Genomic DNA, 1,284 nt, shown 5'->3' with positions numbered 1-1,284 from the left:
GGCTCTTCACCACAAGTTGTACTTGATCATTGAAGATCGGTGTGCATAGAGAAAATAGAGGGTACAAAAAATGCGAATTTTCCTGTATGGTAAAGGTGTCCAAACCAAACCATTGGAGGAAAATTCGCATGTACGCTCAGTTTATCAAAGAACTCATCGATTTACCAGATGTTTTGATTCAAAAGGTGCGAAAAGAAGAAGAACGTTGGATTTTCGAACTTTCTCTTCCCGAACAATGCCCGTTATGTCCTGTTTGCTTGAAACGCACGATCAAAATGACAGGAAAAAAGAAGCAATGGATGCATGGGTATGCTCAACGGATCGGCATCTTTTGGGTGGAACTCCCTGTGGAGCGTAGACGTTGTTGTACATGTGGCATGACATTCAGCACGTCTTATCCCGGAATTTCCCCTCGAAGTGCAGCGACGGATGCGTTTCAGCAATGGGTGGCGCAATCTTGCATCGGAACATCCATTCAGGCGGTGGCTCGTATGCTCAAGCTTCCGTACACGACCGTTGAACGCTGGTTTTATACTCATGCCCCTTCCTTCCTATCGAATGACATCCAACCAAAGGCAGTTTGTGTCGATGAGTTTGCGTTTCGAAAAGGACATGATTACGGAGTGGCAGTCATGGATGCCGAAACGGGAGAAGTGTATGCCGTTGAAGCAGGAAAGAACGAGGAAGCCATTGGACGTGTGTTGGCTCCTGTGTCTGGTTCTGTTCAGTATGTCGTGAGTGATTTGGCTCCAGCGATGAAAAAAGCCATTCAAGGGGTGTGTCCGGAAGCGAAGCATGTGGTCGATTATTTTCATGTGATTCAATTGTTTACGGAAGCGTTGGATCGATGCCGCCAATCCTTCGGAAAAGGGAACAAGAAACACGGGCATGTTCGGTATGTTTGCCGCTTATTGACCCAGTGTCCCGAGAAACTCACCGAGGAGGAGAGCCAAACGGTGCGAGAGTGGCAGAAAGAGAGCGATTCCTTGCAGGCTGTCTATCAATCCCTTCAACATTTTCGTTATGTATCCAAAAGCCAAAGCGAGCGACAAGCGAAACGTCGTTTGAACGCCTGGGTTCATCGGTATTTGTTTTGTCCTTGTTCTGCTGTTCGCGCCATCGCAAAATCACTCGTCAAACGAACAGACGAAATCATATCGTGCATTTTATCCCCTTATTCAAATGGGAAAATGGAGGGAACAAATAACAAGATCAAGCTGATGAAACGTCGGGGATACGGATACAGAAATATCCAGCGTTTTGCATTGCGGGTTCGGCTAGAAA

1 protein-coding gene is annotated in these 1,284 nt (G+C 46.7%); it reads left to right on the top strand.

The features are described from left to right. Positions 1–128: 128 nt before the first annotated feature. The coding region (locus tag ETR37_RS18135; RefSeq protein WP_129447635.1) for an ISL3 family transposase at positions 129–1,284 on the top strand (1,156 nt) is incomplete at its 3' end.

Origin of the sequence: Geobacillus sp. PK12, from assembly GCF_004123125.1 — a bacterium.
Classification (GTDB): Bacteria; Bacillota; Bacilli; order Bacillales; family Anoxybacillaceae; genus Geobacillus; species Geobacillus zalihae.
The sequence above is the reverse complement of the archived record's forward strand: the minus strand, read 5'-3'. Positions and strand labels throughout refer to the sequence as shown.